The sequence below is a fragment of the Acinetobacter sp. ANC 4470 genome, assembly GCF_002135335.1.
Taxonomy (GTDB): Bacteria; Pseudomonadota; Gammaproteobacteria; order Pseudomonadales; family Moraxellaceae; genus Acinetobacter.
On the sequence record NZ_NEGC01000003.1, the window covers coordinates 186,903 to 206,300 of the forward strand.

Below are 19,398 nucleotides of genomic sequence, written 5' to 3' on the forward strand. Positions count from 1 at the left end.
CTAGCATAAAGTCTGTACCTAGGTACAGAGTCAAGTCATATTGAGGATACTTTTATGCTCACCATTGGAAAACTTGCCAAACAATGTCAGGTCAATGTGGAAACCATTCGTTATTATCAACGCATTGGCTTAATGCGCGTGCCTGAAACCACACAAAGTTATCGTTACTATAATACTCAGGATATTGAAACTTTAAGCTTTATCCAAAAGGCTAAAGACGCGGGTTTACAGCTCAGTGAAATTCAGGAGCTATTACAGTTACAACTTGAAGACCGCGAACAAGCTCGCCATGTCATTCAACAACGTCTGGACAAAATTGACCAACGGATTCAAGAACTCAACAGCTTAAAACAACGCCTTTCAACGTGGGTGGATGAATGTAAAACCACAAACGAAAGCAGTTGCCCAATATTGAAAGAACTTAAAAACAGTTAAACTTAAACTCTACAACTGATCTTTGTGTTTAGGACCAACGGCTTATGTCTATCGACTTAAAATTTCTACGACAACAACTTAAAACGAAGCGTAAACAAGTCGATAAATTCCAACAACAATATTCATCATCCCAAGTCTTACACCGGTTGCGTCATTTTCCACAGCTACAACAGGCAAAGCGTATCGGTATTTATTTACATGCTTTTGGTGAAATTAATACCCAGCAAATCATTGAATATTGCTTCGCACAGCATAAACAGGTCTATTTACCCATGATTTGCAGCATGAATCAGCAATTACACTGGGTCAGAATTTCAAAACAACAATATAGCAATAAGCGTTTTTCACATCACCCTTTAGGCATGCAAGAACCGATGGCAAGCCGCGGAACGCATGTATCAAAACTGGATGTACTGATTATGCCTTTACTGGCATGTGACATTTATGGCACACGAATTGGAATGGGTGGCGGTTTTTATGATAAAACCCTTGCCAGTGCGCCAAACAAGCCTTTGCGTTTAGGCATTGCACATGACTTTCAACTGGTACAAGAGCGACTTCCGCGTCAGGTTTGGGATCAGCCAGTCGATGCACTCATCACGCCCTTGCACATGCGACTGTTTAAACGTTGATTTGACATTTTTGACTATTGTTATAACTATTAAATCAACTATTTAAGTATTTATTATACAATTTATTTACACATACCCTTGTAATTTTTGAAATACACATCACTATAAAAATATGGCAACACCATTGTTACTCATTAGGAGTGCCCATGTCTGAAATTATTATGAATCAAGAAACCTTAGAACCACAGGTTCCAAGCGTATTACCGCTTTTAGCGCTACGAGATGTTGTGGTTTACCCACACATGCAAATTGCGTTATTTGTAGGTCGTGAAAAATCGATCAAAGCAGTTGACGTGGCTCGTAACAGTGACAATCTAGTATTTGTTGTTGCGCAACAAGATTCGCTTACAGAAGAAATTGATCAAGACAACCTATATCAATACGGTACTGTCGCAAAAATTGTGCAAGTTGTGAATCATGAAAATGATGAAAACTGTATCAAAGTATTAATTGAGGGGTTACATCGTTCTAAACTGGTAAAAATCATCGAAAATGATGAATATCTATCGGCTGAACATGCAATCAGTCCAATGACGGTCAACATTAAAGCTGACTCTCAAGAAACACGCATACAAGAACTACGCACTTTATTTGCACAATATGCAGAAACAAAATTACGTAATGCACGTGAATTGATTACTGCTGCCAATAAAATTGATGATTTATTGCAACTTGTGTTCTTCGTCGCAACTCGTGTTCCTTTAAACATTGATGTCAAACAAAAGTTTTTAGAACATGATGATTTTGAAGCTCACTTACAAGAGTTAATGACTTATCTATTGCAACAATCTGAAGAACAACAGATTGAACAAACTTTGCATGACTCTGTAAAACGTCAGATGGAAAAAAACCAACGCGAATACTTCCTCAATGAAAAGATGAAGGTCATTCAGCGTGAACTTTCCGACATGAATGGCGGTGCTGAAGATGATGTTGCAGAAATTGAACGTCGTCTTGAAGAAGCCGATTTACCTGAACATGTACGTAAAAAAGCTGAAAGTGAATTCCGTAAGCTTAAAGCAATGCAACCTGCTTCAAGTGAAGCTGCTGTTGTTCGCAACTATATCGAAGCCATTTTAGATACCCCGTGGAATAAAGCCAGTAAAGTTAGTATTAACTTGGCAAAAGCACAGGAAATTCTAGATGCAGACCATTATGGTCTAGATGAAGTTAAAGAACGCATTGTTGAATACTTAGCAGTTCAATCACGAGTGAAAAAACTCAAAGGGCCGATCCTTTGCTTAGTTGGGCCTCCAGGGGTTGGTAAAACTTCACTCGGTGAATCCGTTGCCAAAGCCACAGGTCGTGAGTTTGTGCGGATGGCTTTAGGCGGCGTGCGTGATGAAGCCGAAATCCGTGGCCACCGTCGTACTTATATTGGTGCGATGCCGGGCAAAATTGTGCAATCTTTAACGAAAGTCGGTGTTAAGAATCCTTTGTTCTTGCTCGATGAAATTGACAAGATGGCACAGGATTACCGCGGCGACCCTGCTTCTGCATTACTTGAAGTACTTGATCCATCGCAAAACAGTAAGTTTAATGATCACTATTTAGATCTTGATCTTGACCTATCTGAAGTGATGTTCATCTGTACTGCAAACAGCATGAATATTCCAGAAGCTTTGCTTGACCGTATGGAAGTGATTCGTCTTCCGGGTTATACCGAAGAAGAAAAAGTTAATATTGCAGATCGTTATCTTGTGCCTAAAGCAATTAAGGACAATGGTTTACGCGGCAAAGAATTGACCATTCATGAAGAAGCAATTCGTGACATCGTGCGTCGTTATACACGTGAAGCAGGTGTGCGTAGTCTGGAACGTGAAGTATCAAAAATTGCCCGTAAAGTTGTAAAAGAAGCGGTCAGCAAAAAAGCGAAGAACTTGCATATCAACATCACTGCGGAAAACTTATCCGATTACCTAGGCGTACATAAGTTCGACTATGGTATGGCAGAAGAAGAAGCAGAAGTTGGTCGTGTCAATGGTTTAGCTTGGACTTCTGTCGGTGGTGAATTACTGTCAATTGAAGTGGCAGCTGTAAAAGGTAAAGGTAAATTCATCACGACGGGTTCACTCGGCGATGTCATGAAAGAATCTATTACCGCGGCAATGACTGTGGTACGTACTCGTGCAGAGGCACTGGGTATTGAAGCTGCAAGATTTGAAGAAACTGATGTTCACGTGCATTTACCTGAAGGTGCAACACCCAAAGATGGTCCATCTGCAGGTTTAGCATTAACCACAGCATTGGTTTCTGCCTTCACAGGGATCCCTGTTCGTGCTGATATTGCAATGACAGGTGAAACCAATTTAGGTGGTCGTGCCATGCGTATTGGTGGCTTAAAAGAAAAACTGCTTGCAGCACACCGTGGCGGCATTAAGTTAGTCTTTATCCCACAAGAAAACGTACGTGACCTTGTTGAAATTCCAGACAATGTTAAAGCTGGTTTAGAAATTAAAGCGGTGAAAAGTATCGATGATATCTTGCCATTGGCTTTAATCGAAATGCCAAAACCTTTGCCTAAAAACCCGATTGTAAAACCAATCGATGAAGGTAAAGCTGCCCGCCATTAATGGTAATTTGATACAAAAAGAGAGCTTCGGCTCTCTTTTTTTATGCGCTTATTTTGCTATATTAGAGATCTAGCGAACTTGAAAAGCCGAGTTCTTGACCTCATCTATTAGAATATAAACATAGATGCGCTGTAAGCTTCTATTTTACATGTTATGTGAATGGTCATCTACATCTCCAGGTGGGTGACCTTTTGACCGCAGTCCCAGTTTTCTTAGTGGACTGCGTTTTTTATGGTCTAGATTGCATCAATAAACTATTTACTAAACCATCAATCACATTGGCCATTTTTGCAATATTCAAGGTTTTTAAAGTATCTTTTTCGGTGTGATAATGCTTATTTCGAAAAAAAGCCGTATCAGTAATCATCACTGCTGGAATATCAAACTTCCAATAATTCAGATGATCTGAAAACTCCATCCCCGAAACAAAAGATGGCGCAACCAATCTTTGGCATTCTAAACGGTTCAATGTGCGCATTTCTTCACAGTATTTCGAGCCCAAATCATAAGACTGTAAATTACTCACAGCAGCAATATAATTCGCATGATTCGGGTATACCCATTTCAAACCGACTGGATATTCTTGCACCAATTTTTCATCAAAGTAACCTATCATTTCTAGAATATACACGCCTTGAATTTGATCTTTTTGTGTTTGCACCGATTTGGCATGAATATAACTACCCATCTGTTCGGTTTTGAAAAATGGTGGTTCTTGTAAGGTATAAAATACAAATTCTACATTTTGCTCGAGTCGAGATTTCTGTTGTGCAAGAATACGTGCTGTCTCAATCACTCCTGCTACACCAGAAGCATTATCATCAGCGCCCTGCTGTTCACCTAACACATCATAATGAGCACCGACAATCACTTTATCCGTATGACCCACAGTTAAAGTACACACCACATTACGATAACCTAAACCATTGACCGAGTAGTTTTGATATTGACATGGAATACCAAACAAGCGCATTTGTTCTTTAATCCATGCGGAAACACGCTGTAGCTCTTCTATATTTTTATAATTACGATAGCTATCACTGCCAATAACTTGTTCCAAATAAACTTTTAAATTATCCGCACTTGCTGTCGTCACGCGAGGCACTGCCCATGTTGAAGTACTCAAAAAAATAGAGAAAAACAATGTGCTCAGATATATGCCTATCTTTTGATTTTTTTTTGAACCCATTTATTATTCTTCCAATATTCTTATGAGTGTTTACTCCATTACTCATGATTAAAACAGCATCACATGCTAACTTTCAATTTCAATTTGTTGCGCAAAATAAGTAAAAAGCATTTTAGTGCTTATAATAGTGCAGACTCTCAAACCATCGAATCTTATGAAAATCCGTATTATTACCATCGGTCAAAAAATGCCTGCTTGGGTACTCACTGGTTTTGAAGATTACTTCAAGCGCATCCAACCTTTTGTGCAAACTCAGATTATTGAATTACCCATGGCAAAACGCGGGAAAAATGATTCTGAAGCCGATATCTTAAAATATCGTCAAATTGAAGGTGACAGCATTTTAAATGCAGTGAAGCAGAATGAAACCCTGATTGCACTTGAAGTGGGTGGCAAAGAATTTAGCACTGAAAAACTGGCTGCAACCATGAAAGAATGGATGCTTGAAGGCAATGATGTGGTGTTAGCGATTGGCGGACCAGATGGTCATTCTGAAGCAGTGCGTAAAGCGGCTGCATGGCACTGGTCATTGTCTAAGCTGACCTTGCCCCATCCTATGGTTCGAGTGATGCTAATCGAGCAGTTATACCGCGCAATGACCATCAATCACAATCATCCTTATCATCGGGCAGGTTAAATTGACCTCTGGTTAGTCTTTCATTAAATTTAATCAAACTGAAATTATGGTCAATATCATCCAGAAGTCTTGATAAAAACGTGGAAATTTATTTTTCATTGTTCTGTTTGTGCAACGACCTGTTGAAATAACCTCTATTTATTCTATAGGTTAATTTTGGCATCATTGTTCCAGTCAATACAATTTGAATTAGGCGCATCATCATGAATTTACAAACTTTACCTAGTTTATTTATTTCACATGGCTCTCCCATGCTTGCGCTTAATCCAGAACAGGTTGGGCCTGCATTACATCGATTAAGCCTTAATCTCCCTAAACCGCAAGCTATTATTGTGATGTCCGCACACTGGGAAAGTAACTCACTTGAAGTAAGTACCAGTGTACGTGCTGAAACTTGGCATGATTTTCGTGGCTTTCCAGCTGAACTCTATGAAATCCGCTACCCTGCACCAGGTCAACTTGAGCTTGCGGAAGAAATTTTACATCTTTTAGCAGATGCAGGTTTAGCGGCTCATGCCAATAGTACCCGCCCGCGTGATCATGGCGTATGGATGCCATTGCTACATATGTATCCTGATGCAGATATTCCTGTGGTGGAAATTTCGCTACCAATGAACTGGTCAGCTGAAGATATTTATAAAATTGGTCAAACTCTTGCCCCACTACGTGAAAAACAAATATTAATGATTGGTTCGGGCAGTATTACTCATAACTTAGCTGAGTTAGCTTGGCGTGGTGAACCTGCTGAAGTGCCTGTATGGGCATCAACTTTCCGTAATTATGTCGTGAGCAAACTTGCTCATCAAGATTATGATGCCGTGCTGGATTGGCAAACGATTCCCTATGCACAACGCAATCATCCGACTTTAGAACACTTCGCTCCATTGTTCTTTGCAATGGGAACAGGTCATCGATTCAGCATTGTGCATAGTAGTTTTAGTATGGGTTCACTCGGTATGGATATTTATCGTTTTGATTAATAACTTTTGATTAATAATCAATAAAATAATAGTTATGGATACATTTTGATACCTAATTCCTCAAAATGTATCCATTTTTTTTAACATTGAATACGATATGCTTATAAAAATCTTTCAAAACCAAGTACTTTTAAAATGAAACTTAAATTTTTAGCGATTGCCCTTTTTCCCTTAATGCTTGCAGCTTGCCAATCTAGCGATATGCAAAAAGCTGGAGATTTAGCCGTGTCTATGATTCAACAACAAAATGCAGATAAAACACTCGCTGCCTACCAATGGTCTTATCAACCACAAGGCACAGATAAGCCACTTGTGTTGAATTTCAATGATCAACAGCGTTTAAGTATTGCAACGGGTTGTAATACTCAAGGTACATCATGGAAAATTGAAAAAGGTCAAATTGTCACTGCTGATTTGATGTCAACCATGATGGCTTGTTCACCAGAATTAATGAAACAAGAACAATTCTCCAGCTCACTTTTTGCTAAACGTACTATTCCCTTTGTTTTAAATATACAAGATGTAAATAAACCAACATTAACGCTTATTGATGCAACAGGTCAAAAAGTTGTATTCGAAGGTAAAATGACACCTGAAACACAATATCAAACGCAAGCGGAAACTATTTTTCTTGAAATTTCCCCAGAAACAAAAAAATGTACTGGCGTAGCACCACAAACCTGTTTGCAAGTTCGTGAAATTAAATATGCAGAGAATGGTGTTAAAACTCAGGTCGATAAAGACTGGGGCCTATTTTACAGCCATATTGAAGGTTTTGAACATAATCCATCTGAGCGCCAAATCATTCGTGTAAAACGTTACGAAATTAAGAACCCTGCCGCAGATCAGTCTAAATATGCCTATGTGCATGACATGACGATTGAACGTGCAACTATAAAATAATATACGCATTTTAGTGATAAAAAAACCGATGCCAAAGCATCGGTTTTTTTAGTATTCAAAAAATAAAACCTTAGAATACGCCTTGAGCCAACATTGCATCAGCAACTTTTACAAAGCCTGCAATGTTCGCACCATCAACATAGTTAACAGTACCATTTTCTTTAGTACCGTATTTAACACAGTTACGGTGAATTTCTTTCATGATCGCGTGTAAACGCTCATCCACTTCTTCAAAAGTCCAACCTAAACGAATCGCATTTTGAGACATTTCAAGACCAGAAGTCGCAACACCACCCGCATTTGACGCTTTACCCGGTGCATACAGAATTTTAGCTTCAATGAATTTTTCAACAGCATCTAAAGTAGATGGCATGTTTGCACCTTCAGCAACACAAATCACACCATTTGCAATCAATGCAATCGCATCTTCACCCGTCAATTCATTTTGAGTTGCACATGGAAGCGCGATATCACATTTAATTGACCAAGGACGTTTACCTTCAAGATACTCAAAGCCATGTTTAGACGCGAATTCAGAAATACGACCACGTTTAACGTTTTTAAGCTCCATGACTTCAGCCAGTAATTCGTCGGTAAAACCGTTTTTCACATAAACAGTACCCGCAGAATCTGAAAGTGAAACCACTTTAGCCCCTAAGAACATGGCTTTTTCAGCAGCGAATTGTGCAACATTACCTGAACCCGAAATAGTCACTACTTTATTTTGAAAGCAATTGCCCTTCGTTTTCAGCATTTCTTCAGCAAAATATACCGCGCCATAACCCGTTGCTTCGGGACGAGCCAATGAACCACCGAATGACAAACCTTTACCAGTAAAGACAGATGAAGTGTCATTACTTAATTTTTTCATCATCCCAGCCATGTAGCCGACTTCACGACCACCTACACCGATATCTCCCGCAGGAATATCCGTATTTGAGCCAAGGTAACGGTACAACTCAATCATTAATGCTTGGCAGAAACGCATAATTTCGCCTTCAGACTTACCTTTAGGGTCAAAGTCCGAACCGCCTTTACCACCACCCATAGGTAGTGTTGTTAAGGCATTTTTAAACGTTTGTTCAAAACCTAAGAACTTCAGAATTGAAAGGTTCACCGATGGATGGAAACGCATGCCACCTTTGAATGGGCCAATTGCTGAATTGTACTGTACACGGAAAGCACGGTTCACATGGGTCTGACCTTTGTCATCAACCCAAGAAACACGGAATTGAATCGCACGTTCTGGCTCAACCAAGCGTTCAAGTAAAGCGTGGTCAGCATATTGTGGGTTCTTTTCAATGAACGGCCACAGGCTAGTCATGACTTCTTCTACAGCTTGTAGAAACTCTGGTTGATGTGCATCACGTGATTTAACGTAGTCTAGGAAGTCGTTAAGGCTGTTATATTTCAACACTTAATCCTCAGCAGAAAGATGGATCAAAATTGGTCAAATTTTCAAAGAATGATAATTTTTGGCGCAAAATATTAAATATCTTTTACAACCAATCCACAATAGTTTTTTCAAAAAAATCAAAAAAAAGATTTAATAACATATATTTATATTAACTATAACCAACCAAAAGCACTTAATCCCAAGCATACTTCAGCTCTGTTTTCATTGACTTTTTTGCTCAATAATAATGCACTCAAAGCTCCATTTTCGAGCAAGAGATTAAACAATAAAATCATGCTAAAATCACATATCTCGCTTTAACCCTCTTTTTTGTATGCTGCTATTTCTTTAGCAGTTGTGGTTTACACATGAATTCTCAAATTGCTCTCATCCAAAATATTGATGCCTTACTCCCTCAAACCCAATGTGGTTTATGTGGCCATCGGGATGGATGCCTACCTTATGCCAAATCCATTGCAGAAGGTGAAGAAGCCAATAAATGTGTCCCCGGAGGTCAACCTGTCGCTGATGCACTTGCAGCACTGCTTAAACGACCACACTTACCAGCCGAAGAAAGTATTTGGCCTATTCAAAGCGATGGTCGTCCACAACGCATGAAAGCGATTATTCGTGAAGATGACTGTATTGGGTGTACCAAATGTATTAGTGCCTGCCCTGTCGATGCCATTATCGGCTCAGGTAAACTCATGCACAGCATTTTGACCGATCTCTGCACAGGTTGTGAACTTTGCATTCCACCGTGTCCTGTCGACTGCATTGATTTGATTGAAGATGATCACATCATACCGAATGAGACTCTGCGTATTATCGAACAAAAGGACTTACGCAATCGTTATTACTCACATATTCAACGCGAAGAACAACGACATATCAACCGTAAAGGCCCTGTAGTACGTGCCAATATTGATACTGCATTATTTGCTCAATTCTCAGCTCAAAATGACAGCGTTCCCGACATATTTATTATACAAATTGAAGATAAAGCCACGGTTCAATTAGATGCAAAATCAACCATTGATCTAGCAAAAATTCGTACACAAATTAAAAAATTAGAAAAACAACTCAGCGTTCGCGATGATGTAAAAAAACGTCTGCTCTTAGATGAACTCAACCAACAGCTCAATGCTTGTCAAGGAATGTAAAATGCCTGTAAAGAATATGACTAAAAAACAAATTCAGGTATTTTTTGAACGATTACGTGAGCAAAGACCTAACCCGAAAACTGAACTGAATTATTCCAGTCCTTTTGAGCTATTAGTCGCAGTTACCCTTTCTGCACAAGCCACCGATGTCAGTGTAAACAAAGCCACTGACAAGCTATTTCCGATTGCCAATACACCTGAAGCCATCTATGAATTAGGGGTCGATGGATTAAAGCAATATATTAAGACCATTGGCTTATACAATGCTAAAGCTGAAAATGTGATTAAAGCATGTAAGATATTGATCGAGATGCATAACAGCATCGTTCCCAATAATCGTGCCGACTTAGAAGCATTACCCGGTGTGGGGCGTAAAACAGCGAATGTGGTGCTCAATACTGCCTTTGGACAAGCAACCATGGCGGTCGATACCCATATTTTCCGTTTAGGTAACCGTACTGGACTGGCTGTGGGGAAAAATGTGATCGAAGTTGAACAGCGACTGCTTAAAGTGATTCCTAAAGAGTTTATGCTAGATGCACACCATTGGCTAATTTTACACGGTCGTTATTGTTGTATTGCCCGTAAGCCCAAGTGCAATGAATGTGTGGTATCTGATGTCTGTCAGTGGCCAGAGCGCTTTGAATTTGGCGCAGCTAAAAGCATTCCAGTAAAAATGCTGCAAGATCAAAACTGAATTTAGTTTTGATCCTTATTTTTCTGTTGCAATTTCGGATGTAGTTGACGCGCTGATTGGTTGTTTTTCTTTTCTGCCGCTTCTTGCTTTTGCACGTGACGTAAAGCTTTAAAACTCTGCACCATTAAAGCCAATACAATAAGACAAAATACAATGACCAGTACAATTAAGCCTATTTTCAGCAAGAGAACATCCTCAAAATTTTGCACAAATTAAAAGAGTCCTAATATGACTTAGGACTCTTTTAATGTCAAAACATTCACAGTGCTATGGCATATAAATTATTTTGCTTGATCTAAAATCGCGAACAAATCTGCTTGAACTTCATCAATTGGACGAAGACCATTCAATTTATCATAAGTCGGCGCATTTTCACCAGATGCTGCACGAGCTTGGTAGAAACCAACCAATTGTTCAGTTTCAGTGTGATATGAACCAAGACGTTTACGAATCGTTGCTTCTTGGTCATCTGGACGTTGAACCAAATCTTCACCAGTTTCATCATCTTTACCTTCCACTTTTGGTGGATTGTAAACAAGATGATAAATACGACCAGATGCTGCATGTTGACGACGACCAGAAAGACGTTGAACTATTTCTTCATCTGGCACATCAATTTCAATCACGTGATCGATCGCAATACCTTCGCCTTCCAAAGCTTCAGCTTGTGGAATTGTACGTGGGAAACCATCGAAAATGCAGCCGTTTACGCAATCAGGTTGAGCAATACGTTCTTTCACCAAACCAATGATGAGTTCATCAGATACAAGACCGCCGTTGTCCATGACACTTTTAGCTTGTAGACCTAATTCAGTACCTTCACGAATTGCAGCACGGAGCATATCACCGGTTGAAATTTGTGGGATATCGTAGCGCTTACAGATCAACTGAGCTTGTGTACCTTTACCTGCTCCAGGTGGTCCGAGTAATATAATGCGCATAAAAAAACATCCTCATTTAACATGTATATGACGCTTTGTTCATGCCAAATCTATTGATTCACCATGTAGTCCAGCATCCAATTAATCTAATTATAAGAAAGCCACAAACAAATGTATTATAAGAAAGCCACAAACAAATGTATTGTACCTGCTATAAATCCAGTTACGCCACCCAGTACAATCAAAATCCACTCATCTTCCTGAAAAGCAGGACGTAATAAATTTTGAAACTCTCTTGGCGTCAACTCTAGAATACGCTCTCTAAACATTTGATAGATTTTCTGTGCACGGCTCGCATTAAACGCAGGGTCGCATACAGGCACCATCGTAATTTCAATTGAGCGATCGATCAAGTCTGTCTTGAGTTTTGCATACTCTTTTGGCCCTAAAGAGAGTTGTAAAGAGGTTCTCACCAGCGGTGTTTCCATAATTTGGTTAATATGGCGTTTAACAAGACGGCGAGTTTTATCTTTCTTCCCGCCATACATCATTTCCGTCATAATTGATTTTAACGTAATTAGGTCTTCTGTGACTACTCGCGCAAAGACATCGGATACTTCATCCTGACGTTTCATAAACGCGCCTTGGACATTGTATGTGCCAATACGTGGAATCACAGGTTTTACCCACGGAAACTTACGATCTTTAGTTAATTCAAAGAATTGTGGATACCGTACATAATGCGGTTCGAGTGGATTAAACACCATCCAGATCGCAATCCAGTTGGTCAAAAAGCCCCAGATAGATGCCCAAAATGGTACGGTCCAATGCCATGGTACAACAAACCAAACAATCATTTGGAATACACCAAAGAACATGCCAATGAGTGCACTAATATGCCAAATAAAGTTGATCTCTTTCTGACCGACTTTCAGAAACATATTGACCATTAAACGGCGATCACCTTCCATTTGGCGAACCACCATTTCACGCATATCAACAAGTGACTCGACGTTCATGGTCAACTCAGTCACAAGTTCTCTTAAAATACCCGGCAATTGTTTATGTGCTTGGGCATAAATACGACGTTTAATCGAATAAGGTAAATTTTCCCAGAGTACCGCATTACGCTCAAGCATCGTTTCATCAATTAAGTGTTCAAGTTCCAAACCGACTTGTTCACCAATAATACGCGCCATATCGTCAGGATCCATTGCATCTAAAAATTCGCGCAATGAACCAAGTTTAGATAAAGTGTTATCAGTAATAATTCCTGAAATACGGCCCGCTTTACGTGGCACAATTCCTTGCCAACCCACAGGTAATGGACCTAAATGGAATCCCCAAAAAGTAAGCGGATAAAATACCATTTTAAGCGCCATCCACACGTGCGCCCAAGTAACAAAAGCCGTGACAGGAATAATGCTAAGTACTGCCCAAAAATCAGGACGATTCAAGAAGGTTTGCCACAATTCGTTGACGTACTCAAGCATGCATAGAATCCATATTTAATTTTTAATCACAAAATAACAACTGTTATAAAATCATTTTTTTACTATAAACCAATACTTAGGGTATAGGAGAATTGTATTCTCGGCTCTGTTTCAGCAACGACATAACCAGATTTATCCTCTAACTCTTCACCCGCACCAATCCCTACACTAAAAGTACTAATCCGTTCAGGACTTAATAATACATAGGCTAAATCAACCCCAGCACCTAATCGTGCTTTATCTTCATTGTCTACGCTCTTACTTTCAATATGTCCAGCATAGACACCAATATAATAGCCATTCTTATCTTTACCTGTGAGGTGATAAGGATAGCGAAATCCGACCTGACCACCCACAGTATAATCATCATCGATAAACACACCTGCTTTAGTATAGGCAATCCCATAAGGATTTACCCACTCTACATTCATATGAAGCATTTCTTGTGTAAATCCTGCCCCTAAATTCCATGTTTTTGCACTGTCTGGTGTTAATTTAGCTTCTGGTAAATATGGATTATCTTGTGCATACGCTACATTGGTTAGCGCAAAAAATGCCAATAAAGGATACATTTTTGTCATTTTTTTCATCGTGGTCCCTAATTTTATTTTTAATACAGTCCTTTTTCAATTTTGACTTTAGCAGAATTATGAGAACTCTTATATACTGCACTTTACAATTTTAATGTCTGTAAAGTCAAAGTTTAAGCTAAACAAGCCCAACTGTTTACCTGAACAAATATCAAAAAATGATGACATGCGTTAGAATATGCCTCTGGTTTTTCCACTCTCCTGTATGTTAAGTCGATCACGTATGAAGCAGCACTTTCCTTTAAAAAATGCTCAACAAGAAAAGCGCATTTATCGCAATCGAATCTTTATCTCGGCCGGGATTGTTGCCTTCTTTCTATTATTACTGATTGTTCGTTATGCTTATTTGCAAATTTCACATTATGATGAATTTTCAACAGCATCGGACCAAAATCGAATTCGCTTGCAACCTTTAGCACCAGCACGTGGCTACATTTATGACCGTAATGGTATTTTGCTCGCCGACAATTACCCTGTCTTTTCAGCAACTATGTCTCGTGCAGATGTTAAAGATATTGATGAAATGGTCCAACGCTTAATTCCAATTTTAAGCTTGACGCAAGAAGATATAGACCGTTTTAGCAGTCGAATTAAAACCTCAAAAAAGACAGAACGTGTTTCGCTTAAACTCAATTTAACTGAAACGGATATCGCTAAATTTAGTGAAGTCAAATTCCAGTTCCCTGGGGTCAATATAGAAACCCAAATGACGCGCTACTATCCACATGGCGAATTATTTGCTCATGTGATTGGTTATGTAGGGCGTATTAATGACAAAGAATTAAAATCAATTGATAAAGATTTATATGCAGGCACCAACTTAATTGGCAAAATTGGGGCTGAAAAATCTTATGAAAAACTTTTACATGGTGTACCCGGCAATGAATCTGTCGAAGCAGATGCCCACGGCAATGTACTGCGTAATTTAGGACGTAAAGATCCCGTTCGTGGCAATGACTTATATCTGTCGATTGATTATGGCTTACAAGTGGTCGCGACAGAACAACTTGCTGGGCGACGGGGTGCAATTGTGGCACTAAACCCCAAAACAGGTGAAATTCTAGCACTGGTGTCTAGCCCAAGTTTTAATCCCAATTTATTTGTCACCGGCATTAGTACTACCAATTACAGTGCGTTACGAGACAACCTAGACCAACCGCTTTATAACCGTGCTGTTCAAGGTGCCTATCCTCCTGGTTCAACCATTAAACCGATGTTTGGTTTAGGTGGGATTCATTATGGATATGTCGATTGGGCGACGGCTATTTCTGACCCCGGTTATTTTACATTACCAGGTGACAGCCATCGTTTCCGTGACCATAAAAAAACAGGTCATGGCGCGGTAAATATGCATAAAGCCCAAGTGGTGTCTTGCGATACTTATTTCTACATTCTGTCTTACCGTATGGGCATTGAAAAAATGAACGCATGGATGCGACAGTTTGGTTTTGGTGAAAAAACAGGTGTCGATTTACCGAGTGAAAGTACAGGTCTATATCCAAGCCCCGATTGGAAAATGCGAACCCGTAAAAGCAAATGGCTGAAAGGTGAAACCATTTCCGTGAGTATTGGTCAAGGTGCATTTACGGCTACACCGTTACAGTTGGCAATGGCAACCGCAATTACAGCAAATCAAGGCTCACACATTACCCCACATGTACTACGTGAAAGTCATGGTGCAAAACCATATACCCCCATTAATGCACCAGATGGGGAAATTCAGTTTAATGGTAAACCTGAAGACTGGATTAAAATGCGAGATGCAATGGTCGATGTCATTGAAACGGGCACTGGGCGTCGTATCCGTACCCCAATGTATAAAATTGCAGGTAAAACAGGAACTGCTCAGGTTAAAAGTATTGCCCAAGGTAAGAGATATAACGAATCATTATTGACTGAGCGTCAACTGGATCATGGTTTATTTGTCGGTTTTGCACCAGCTGAAAATCCTGAAATTGCCATTGCTGTGGTTTGGGAAAATGGTCGTCATGGTGGTTCGGCAGCACAATTAGCCCGTCCTATTCTTGATTATTGGCTACTTAAACGTGAGAAAAATCCAATCCGTCCAGCAGCGCATCAAATTAGCGGTGGCTTAATGACAGCAGGAATTAAACCCGGTGAATTACCAAGTGGTACAACACCTGTGACAGGTGCTTCTTCTGCCCATCCGAATCCACCTCAAGCCGCAACTCAAACGCCAGCATTAACCAGCCCACAACAAGTACAGGGTGAATGATCTATGAAAAATCAACTCCGCATTATTGGCGGTGAATGGAAACGCCGCCAACTTCCTTTTGCCAGTGTGGATGGTTTACGTCCTACACCTGACCGTGTACGTGAAACTTTGTTCAACTGGTTAATGTGGGATATTCAAAATACTCATGTCTTAGATCTTTGTGCTGGCTCTGGCGCATTAAGTTTTGAAGCATTGTCACGTGGTGCAGCACATGTCATCATGATTGAACCAAATCGCAATCAAGCCACATTTTTAACCGACAATTTACAGTTGCTTAAAGTTACTAATCAACGTGCAAAATTAAAAATTGCAACGGCGCAACAAACCCTGCCTACGCTCAAAGAGCAATTTGATTTGGTCTTTTTAGACCCACCTTATAGTTTGGATTTGTGGCAAGAACTTGCGCAACTTGCAGACCCTTTAATTAAAGATAAAGGTTTCATTTATGTCGAAGCAGATCGTGACTTAACCCAGTTAAAACTGCCATCGTCTTGGCAACAAATCAAACAAACCAAAGCTGGAACAGTGCGCTCAGGGCTATATCAAAAAACAACAGCTTAATTAAATCCAACCAAAAAGGGTTCCGCTATGGAATCCTTTTTATTAAAATTCCTACTTTGATTTGCATAAATACAGCTAAATATAGACTTGGCTTTTTCACTTATCTTTAGAATACTACTCACTTTCCTTTTGTACGCATTACTATGACTTGGCTGTTATTTATTCTTGGTGCAATAGTCGCTGGTTTTGTACAAGGACTTACAGGTTTTGCCTTCGCCTTAATTGCTATGTCTTTTTGGGTATGGGTACTCTCTCCTCAGACTGCCGCCCCTTTAGTGGTGTTTGCTTCGGTATGGAGCCATATCATTTCTTTATCTAATGAACAGAAACAAGTTCATCTGAATAAATCACTGGTTTTACCTTATTTAATCGCGGGTATGATTGGCGTTCCTTTAGGCAGTTACTTACTCCACATCATTCAACCCGATACCTTTAAATTAGTTTTAGGCTTATTTTTAATTTTGTGGTGCCCGATTATGTTTTTCAATCCACAATTTCCACGCCTGCAACAAGCAGGAAAATTTGCAGATAGTTGGGTTGGATTTATCGGTGGAATATTGGGTGGCTTAGGGGGATTTTGTGGTTCACTACCTTCCACGTGGGTCATGCTCAAAAATTTATCTAAACAAGAACAGCGTTATATTTTACGCCATTTCAATTTTGGCATTCAGCTCTTTACCTTACTCGCATATTTAGTCCAAGGCACTCTGGATATACAACTACTACCGTATATGCTCATTTTGCTTATTTTTGTCAGTTTTCCTGCAATTTTAGGGGCAAAATTATTCTATAAAATTTCAGAAAAACAATTTAAACATATTGTTTTAAGCCTTTTATTTTCATCAGGTTGTTTCCTAATGATCAGTAGCCTACTCTAACTTTCAGACTTAATTGTGAGGTTTATTGTCTTATAATAAATTGCACGATTAATCCCAATTTCATTTAATCAAAAAACATCCATTCAATATGCGATTGAGCATTTATTTTAAAGAAAACTTTATACAATATCGGATCCCCCTCACCAGTCGTTTTAAAAATGAAAACCTTGATTTTGTTAGCAGGGGTTATTCTTCTTACTGCTTGCTCCTTCGGTGCATCACGCGAAGTCAAACTTGCTGAAAAAATGCTCACACATTTTCAATGTAATAAAATTGAACATGCACAAATGACACATAGTTCTATGACCAATTATTACGAACAATCTTTAGCCTCTAGCCGCCAAAAAGCCGCGTCATATGTGCAAAGTTATCAAGATGGTGAACCATTATTTGACTTGCCTTTAACCGATATCATTGAGCAACAATATGTCATTTACAAAGCAGCTTGCCAGAATTTAGGCGGTATTGAACCTATATTTACTGAATAAGAAATTGATCAAAATAAATTGATTAATGAGATGAAATTTTATTTTTTATTAAAAATGATCAAATTATAAAACGTCTAGCTAAGCATTTTATGCTGGGTTAATCTTAGCCGCACTTTAAAGTCAGACAGGGATAATCCCCTGTCTTTTTAAACATTATGATTCACTACAATAACGTGTATCAACGCTAAATTTTTCTGGAAATTTAGGATTAATTTGAGCATAGAAATCCATAATTTCAGCCATGTCTTTCTCATAATCTCCTGTAGGATATACAATTTTCCCTACGCCAGTTTTCTTCTTCGCATAATCCATATAAGCCAAAGCAATAGGAACGCCTGCACTAATAGCAACGTGATAAAACCCAGTTTTCCATTGTTCTTGTTTGGCACGTGTCGCTTCAGGTGTCACCAACATCACCAACTTTGGATGATGTTTAAACAAATCCGTCATGACCTGAACCATACTGAGACGAGGCTCACCTGCATTTTTTGGCGTGCGGTCTATGCCTATTCCGCCCATCGCTCTTACAAATGGACCAAATGGCAGTTTCATATAACTATCTTTAATGGTTAAACGGACATTCACCCCTAAAGCTTTGAGGGCTAAACGTGCGTATAAGGCATCCCAATTACTGGTGTGTGGTGCTGCAATCATGACACATTGATCTAAATCAACCGGCCAATGATTATCAAGTTCCCATCCCATCATTTCTAAACTTTGTTCAGCTAATTTTTCGAACACCTAAAAACACCACACTTAAGAAAGTGTGCAGATTTTAACAACGCCACTAAAATATGAAAGCGCAATATGGCTAAAAAACCACCAATTAATATATAAATGTATAAATAATTGATTCATTATTTTTCAAAATTTATCTTCATGAATAAAATCATGACCTTATTTTAAAAACTATAAAAGCGGAATCGATCAAAATCCATGTATAGAATAACAAAGCATAACAATATCTCTATTTAATAAACTTCATTTTTTTCGTAGTTTTAACAGTTACATTGAAACATATTAGGAATCACCTCGTGAAAAAAATAATATTCATCCTATCTCTGACTACATTAGCTTTAAGTGCATGCACAAAACCAAACACAGATACCCAAGAGACCAACAAAGCACCTGAAAATACGACAACACAAACGACTGAAACCACATCGACCCAACCTGCAATGCCGATAGGTGACACAGCCGAAAATTCACTGGATTGGGCGGGCGAATATACAGGTATTTTCCCATGTGCAGACTGCGAAGGAATTGACACAGAACTTGAATTAAAAGCAGATAAAACCTATGAACTCACAGAAAAATATCTAGGTAAAGGAGCAGGTAATGAATTTAAAGTGAAAGGAACATTTAGCTTTGATCAGGATAATCCATCTGTGATTAGTTTAGATAAAGCTGGGGAAAATCGTAAATTTTTTGTCGGTGAAAATTTTGTTGAAGCACGCGAGATGGATACAGGTAAAGCGATCGACTCCAAACTTAATTATAAATTACAGAAAAAGCTTAACTAATTCCTCTATTTGTAGCCGAAAAAAGCCTGAATGATGGCTTTTTTCGGCTACTTTTCTAACGTATTTATCATGATTTGCTACAAATAAATGACTTATTTTGCTCATCTATACTAGATAGATCGTTCAGTTATGATTATGTTTAA

The 19,398-nt window shown here is 39.0% G+C and carries 20 protein-coding genes; 13 read left to right on the forward strand and 7 right to left on the reverse strand.

Annotated elements, in window-relative coordinates:
* Positions 1 to 54: 54 nt before the first annotated feature.
* The 3 genes from B9T25_RS05920 (at position 55) to lon (ending at position 3,640) form a co-directional block, all read left to right on the forward strand.
* Entirely contained in the window at positions 55 to 435 is a 381-nt protein-coding gene (locus B9T25_RS05920; RefSeq protein WP_086187547.1) for a MerR family transcriptional regulator, read from the forward strand.
* A gap of 44 nt (positions 436 to 479) precedes the next feature.
* On the forward strand, positions 480 to 1,067 hold the full coding sequence (locus tag B9T25_RS05925; RefSeq protein ID WP_086187548.1) for a 5-formyltetrahydrofolate cyclo-ligase: 588 nt from the start codon (positions 480 to 482) through the stop codon (positions 1,065 to 1,067).
* A gap of 146 nt (positions 1,068 to 1,213) precedes the next feature.
* On the forward strand, positions 1,214 to 3,640 hold the full coding sequence (gene lon, locus B9T25_RS05930; RefSeq protein WP_086187549.1) for an endopeptidase La: 2,427 nt from the start codon (positions 1,214 to 1,216) through the stop codon (positions 3,638 to 3,640).
* A 229-nt stretch (positions 3,641 to 3,869) separates the two neighbouring features.
* Here the strand turns inward: lon and B9T25_RS05935 are convergent, their stop codons facing one another.
* On the reverse strand, positions 3,870 to 4,829 hold the full coding sequence (locus B9T25_RS05935; RefSeq protein ID WP_086187550.1) for a M28 family peptidase: 960 nt from the start codon (positions 4,827 to 4,829) through the stop codon (positions 3,870 to 3,872).
* 154 nt (positions 4,830 to 4,983) lie between these two features.
* Here B9T25_RS05935 and rlmH point away from each other — a divergent pair, with 154 nt between their 5' ends.
* The 3 genes from rlmH (at position 4,984) to B9T25_RS05950 (ending at position 7,349) form a co-directional block, all read left to right on the forward strand.
* Positions 4,984 to 5,466, forward strand: a complete 483-nt coding sequence (rlmH, locus tag B9T25_RS05940; protein ID WP_086187551.1) for a 23S rRNA (pseudouridine(1915)-N(3))-methyltransferase RlmH — start codon at positions 4,984 to 4,986, stop codon at positions 5,464 to 5,466.
* A gap of 203 nt (positions 5,467 to 5,669) precedes the next feature.
* Positions 5,670 to 6,446, forward strand: a complete 777-nt coding sequence (locus tag B9T25_RS05945; protein WP_086187552.1) for a dioxygenase — start codon at positions 5,670 to 5,672, stop codon at positions 6,444 to 6,446.
* Between the two features lie 135 nt (positions 6,447 to 6,581).
* Positions 6,582 to 7,349 carry an META and DUF4377 domain-containing protein gene (locus B9T25_RS05950; protein WP_086187553.1) on the forward strand — a complete coding sequence of 256 codons (768 nt, stop codon included), beginning with the start codon at positions 6,582 to 6,584 and terminating at the stop codon, positions 7,347 to 7,349.
* Between the two features lie 70 nt (positions 7,350 to 7,419).
* Here B9T25_RS05950 and gdhA read toward each other — a convergent pair whose 3' ends face one another.
* A complete protein-coding gene (gene gdhA, locus B9T25_RS05955) occupies positions 7,420 to 8,766 on the reverse strand; it encodes an NADP-specific glutamate dehydrogenase (protein ID WP_228146856.1) in 1,347 nt (448 codons plus the stop codon).
* Between the two features lie 281 nt (positions 8,767 to 9,047).
* Between gdhA and B9T25_RS05960 the strand changes: the two genes are divergently transcribed.
* Together B9T25_RS05960 and nth are read left to right on the forward strand one after the other, a co-directional pair.
* Positions 9,048 to 9,908: an RnfABCDGE type electron transport complex subunit B gene (locus tag B9T25_RS05960; RefSeq protein ID WP_228146862.1), complete on the forward strand. Its 861-nt coding sequence runs from the start codon at positions 9,048 to 9,050 to the stop codon at positions 9,906 to 9,908.
* Position 9,909: 1 nt separating this feature from the next.
* A complete protein-coding gene (gene nth, locus B9T25_RS05965; protein ID WP_086187556.1) occupies positions 9,910 to 10,605 on the forward strand; it encodes an endonuclease III in 696 nt (231 codons plus the stop codon).
* Between the two features lie 2 nt (positions 10,606 to 10,607).
* Here nth and B9T25_RS05970 read toward each other — a convergent pair whose 3' ends face one another.
* The 4 genes from B9T25_RS05970 to B9T25_RS05985 form a co-directional block, all read right to left on the reverse strand.
* Positions 10,608 to 10,790 (reverse strand): hypothetical protein, encoded by a 183-nt coding sequence (locus B9T25_RS05970; RefSeq protein WP_086187730.1) that lies wholly within the window; start codon positions 10,788 to 10,790, stop codon positions 10,608 to 10,610.
* Between the two features lie 96 nt (positions 10,791 to 10,886).
* A complete protein-coding gene (gene adk / locus B9T25_RS05975; RefSeq protein WP_086187557.1) occupies positions 10,887 to 11,546 on the reverse strand; it encodes an adenylate kinase in 660 nt (219 codons plus the stop codon).
* 116 nt (positions 11,547 to 11,662) lie between these two features.
* Positions 11,663 to 12,979, reverse strand: a complete 1,317-nt coding sequence (locus B9T25_RS05980; protein WP_086187558.1) for a hypothetical protein — start codon at positions 12,977 to 12,979, stop codon at positions 11,663 to 11,665.
* 62 nt (positions 12,980 to 13,041) lie between these two features.
* Positions 13,042 to 13,560 carry a hypothetical protein gene (locus tag B9T25_RS05985; protein WP_086187731.1) on the reverse strand — a complete coding sequence of 173 codons (519 nt, stop codon included), beginning with the start codon at positions 13,558 to 13,560 and terminating at the stop codon, positions 13,042 to 13,044.
* Positions 13,561 to 13,792: 232 nt separating this feature from the next.
* Here B9T25_RS05985 and mrdA point away from each other — a divergent pair, with 232 nt between their 5' ends.
* The 4 genes from mrdA to B9T25_RS06005 all read left to right on the forward strand — a co-directional run bounded on the left by mrdA (position 13,793) and on the right by B9T25_RS06005 (position 17,732).
* Entirely contained in the window at positions 13,793 to 15,805 is a 2,013-nt protein-coding gene (mrdA, locus tag B9T25_RS05990) for a penicillin-binding protein 2 (RefSeq protein WP_086187732.1), read from the forward strand.
* Between the two features lie 3 nt (positions 15,806 to 15,808).
* Entirely contained in the window at positions 15,809 to 16,366 is a 558-nt protein-coding gene (rsmD, locus tag B9T25_RS05995; RefSeq protein ID WP_086187559.1) for a 16S rRNA (guanine(966)-N(2))-methyltransferase RsmD, read from the forward strand.
* 143 nt (positions 16,367 to 16,509) lie between these two features.
* Positions 16,510 to 17,244 carry a sulfite exporter TauE/SafE family protein gene (locus tag B9T25_RS06000; protein ID WP_086187560.1) on the forward strand — a complete coding sequence of 245 codons (735 nt, stop codon included), beginning with the start codon at positions 16,510 to 16,512 and terminating at the stop codon, positions 17,242 to 17,244.
* Between the two features lie 158 nt (positions 17,245 to 17,402).
* Positions 17,403 to 17,732, forward strand: coding sequence for a hypothetical protein (locus B9T25_RS06005; RefSeq protein ID WP_086187561.1), 330 nt, complete (start codon positions 17,403 to 17,405; stop codon positions 17,730 to 17,732).
* 153 nt (positions 17,733 to 17,885) lie between these two features.
* Here the strand turns inward: B9T25_RS06005 and B9T25_RS06010 are convergent, their stop codons facing one another.
* The gene (locus tag B9T25_RS06010; RefSeq protein ID WP_086187562.1) at positions 17,886 to 18,473 is read right to left on the reverse strand and encodes a 1-acyl-sn-glycerol-3-phosphate acyltransferase; all 588 of its coding nucleotides are present in this window, start codon (positions 18,471 to 18,473) and stop codon (positions 17,886 to 17,888) included.
* A 293-nt stretch (positions 18,474 to 18,766) separates the two neighbouring features.
* Between B9T25_RS06010 and B9T25_RS06015 the strand changes: the two genes are divergently transcribed.
* Positions 18,767 to 19,255 (forward strand): copper resistance protein NlpE, encoded by a 489-nt coding sequence (locus tag B9T25_RS06015; protein ID WP_086187563.1) that lies wholly within the window; start codon positions 18,767 to 18,769, stop codon positions 19,253 to 19,255.
* Positions 19,256 to 19,398 lie beyond the last annotated feature (143 nt).